We start from the raw sequence: 3,129 nt of genomic DNA on the forward strand, positions 1-3,129 counted from the left end.
GGCCGGGCGTGCGTCGCGTTCACCGGGCGGCCTGGCCGGCGCCGGGCTGTCGTCCAGGCGCCGGGTCAGCGCGATGCGCTTGCGCGCCACATCCACCTCCAGCACCTTGACCTTGACGATGTCGCCGGCCTTGACCACGTCGCGCGGGTCCTTGACGTAGGTGTCCGACAGCGCCGAGATGTGGATCAGGCCGTCCTGGTGCACGCCGATGTCGACGAACGCGCCGAACGCGGCCACGTTGCTGACCACGCCTTCCAGGATCATGCCCGGGACCAGGTCCTTGATTTCTTCCACGCCGTCGGCAAAGCGCGCGGCCTTGAATTCCGGGCGCGGATCGCGGCCGGGCTTCTCCAGTTCCTTCAGGATGTCGCGCACGGTCGGCACGCCGAAGGTGGCATCGGTGAACTGCTCGGCCTTCAGGCCGCGCAGGAAGCTGCCATCGCCGATCAGCGCCTTGATCGGGCGCGCGGTGGCGGCCACGATCCGTTCCACCACCGGGTAGGCTTCCGGATGCACCGACGAGGCATCCAGCGGCTGGTCGCCGTCGGCGATGCGCAGGAAGCCGGCGCACTGTTCGAAGGTCTTGTCGCCCAGGCGCGGGACCTTGAGCAGGTCCTTGCGGCGCTTGAACGGGCCATTTTCATCGCGGTGGCGGACGATGTTCTCGGCCACGGTGGACGACAGGCCGGACACGCGCGACAGCAGCGCGGCCGAGGCCGTGTTGACATGCACGCCGACCGCGTTGACGCAGTCCTCCACCCGCGCATCCAGCGCGCGCGCCAGGCGGTACTGGTCCACGTCGTGCTGGTACTGGCCCACGCCGATCGCCTTGGGCTCGATCTTGACCAGTTCGGCCAGCGGGTCCTGCAGGCGGCGTGCGATCGACACCGCGCCGCGGATCGACACGTCGAGGTCCGGGAATTCCTTCGCCGCGAATTCGGACGCCGAATACACCGACGCACCGGCTTCGCTGACCACGATCTTCTGCAGCTTGGCGTCGCCGAGCGCCTTGATCACCTCACCGGCCAGCTTGTCGGTTTCGCGGCTGGCGGTACCGTTGCCGATCGCGATCAACTCCACGTTGTGCTTCATGCACAGGTGCTTGAGGGTCTGCAGCGACTGCTCCCACTGGCGGCGTGGCTCATGCGGGTAGATGGTGTCGGTGGCCACCAGCTTGCCGGTGGTGTCGACCACGGCGATCTTGCAACCGGTGCGGATGCCCGGGTCCAGGCCCAGCACGGTCTTCGGTCCGGCCGGCGCGGCCAGCAGCAGGTCCTTGAGGTTGTCGCCGAACACGCCGATCGCCTCGGCCTCGGCCTTCTCACGGGCCTGGTTGAACAGGTCCAGCAACAGGTGCATGTGCAGCTTGGCGCGCCAGGTCAGGCGGCAGGCATCCAGCAGCCAGCGGTCACCCGGGCGCCCGGCGTCGCGGATGCCGGCGTTGAAGGCCACCCGGCCCTCGGCGTACAGGTGACCGGCTTCGGCGTCGCTGCCCGGGTCCAGTTCCAGGAACAGGATGTCCTCGCGGCGTGCACGGAACAGCGCGAGCAGGCGGTGCGACGGAATCTTCGCCAGCGACTCGGCGTGTTCGAAGTAATCACGGTACTTGGCGCCCTGCTCTTCCTTGCCCTCGGCCACGCGCGCACGGATCACGCCGTGTTCGCCCAGCCATGCACGCAGTTCGCCAACCAGCGCGGCATCCTCGCCCCAGCGCTCCATCAGGATCGCGCGTGCCCCTTCCAGCGCGGCCTTGGTGTCGGCCACGCCCTTGTCGGCATCCACGAAACCGGCCGCGAACACCTGCGGGTCCAGTCCCGGGTCGGCCAGCAGGCCATCGGCCAGCGGTTCCAGCCCCGCTTCGCGCGCGATCTGCGCGCGGGTGCGGCGCTTGGGCTTGTACGGCAGGTACAGGTCTTCCAGCCGCGATTTGGTGTCCGCGCCCAGGATGTCGTTGCGCAGTTCGTCGCTGAGCTTGCCCTGTTCGTCGATGCTGGCCAGCACCGCCGCGCGGCGCTCTTCCAGCTCGCGCAGGTAGGTCAGGCGGGTTTCCAGGTTGCGCAGCTGGGTGTCATCCAACCCACCGGTGACTTCCTTTCGATAGCGCGCGATGAACGGCACGCTGGCGCCTTCGTCGAGCAGCGCGATGGCGGCGTGCGCCTGGGCGGTCTGGGCGCCGATCTCGGCGGCGATGGTCTGGGCGATCTGCTGGGCGAGCTTGAGGTCTGGCATTGCGTCCGGCCGAAGCCACTATGCGGAAAACACCGATTGTGGCAACGCACGGCGGCGGGGGAAAGCCGTTGACATTCCAGGAACCGCGCATGCCGGAAAACGGGCGTGCCGACCAACGGTCGGCATCTACCGGCAGCGTTGTGATCCCGGTAGGTACCGACCGTTGGTCGGTACGAATTACCGGTAATACCGGGCTGCGCGCGCCTTCACTGCCTCGTCCTGCAGCGATTCGAGCGCCATCACGCGGACCTTGCCCAGGCCCTGCAGCTCCATGAACCGCTCGGTGTAGATCTCCGGACCAGCGACGGTTTCAGCCTGCAGCTTGCTGAATCCGTGCGGCACCAGGCCCTTGTCGCCATCCTTGCTACCACCGACATAAAGAACGATCGCCATGTGATGTATTCCTCCCGAAGCGTCACGCAATTCCCACGGGCCGCAGCTTAGCGCGCTGGACCTGACTGCCGCGTCAGAGGCTAATGACGGTTGCTTTCATGCAGATGACGTCGCGTAGGCCACCAGCCGTGACCGTGCAGCGCATACAGGTCGGCGGCGCGCTCGAACGGATTGCGCGCACTGACGCCCCCGCACAGCAGGTAAACCGGCAGGTACAACGGCCCCAGCACCAGGTACTGGAAGACGTGCGCGCGTTCGTGGTCGTGCAGTGAGATCACCGGCTCGGTGCAGTGCCCGGCCTGGTGTGCGTAGGTGCGGCACGGCACCTCCAGGCGCGGCCCGGTATGCAGGATCACATTGCCCAGGGTGATCGCCCCGCCCGGCCCCCACGGAAACTCGCGGAACACCAGCGCGCAGTCGCGCCGGCGCCAGTACGGGCGCGCCCCGGCCAGCATGCCGGCCAGGCCGCCGAGCAGGCCGACCAGGGTGTTGGGCGCGGTCCACAGC

Annotated in this window: 3 protein-coding genes; all 3 read right to left on the reverse strand. The window is 68.0% G+C overall.

Features of this window, described 5'->3' with window-relative positions; translation table 11 throughout:
- The coding region (locus RWO33_RS19910; RefSeq protein WP_314107165.1) for a Tex family protein at positions 1-2,229 on the reverse strand (2,229 nt) is incomplete at its 3' end.
- 177 nt (positions 2,230-2,406) lie between these two features.
- Positions 2,407-2,622 (reverse strand): hypothetical protein, encoded by a 216-nt coding sequence (locus RWO33_RS19915; RefSeq protein ID WP_314107167.1) that lies wholly within the window; start codon positions 2,620-2,622, stop codon positions 2,407-2,409.
- 80 nt (positions 2,623-2,702) lie between these two features.
- Positions 2,703-3,128, reverse strand: coding sequence for a hypothetical protein (locus RWO33_RS19920; RefSeq protein WP_314107168.1), 426 nt, complete (start codon positions 3,126-3,128; stop codon positions 2,703-2,705).
- Position 3,129: the final 1 nt, after the last annotated feature.

Origin of the sequence: uncultured Stenotrophomonas sp. (assembly GCF_963519925.1) — a bacterium.
GTDB lineage: Bacteria > Pseudomonadota > Gammaproteobacteria > Xanthomonadales > Xanthomonadaceae > Stenotrophomonas > Stenotrophomonas maltophilia_AE.

What these genes read in the sequence shown, in the direction of transcription:
- RWO33_RS19915 (WP_314107167.1), bottom strand. Translation starts at nt 2,622, where the DNA reads ATGGCGATCGTTCTTTATGTCGGTGGTAGCAAGGATGGCGACAAGGGC.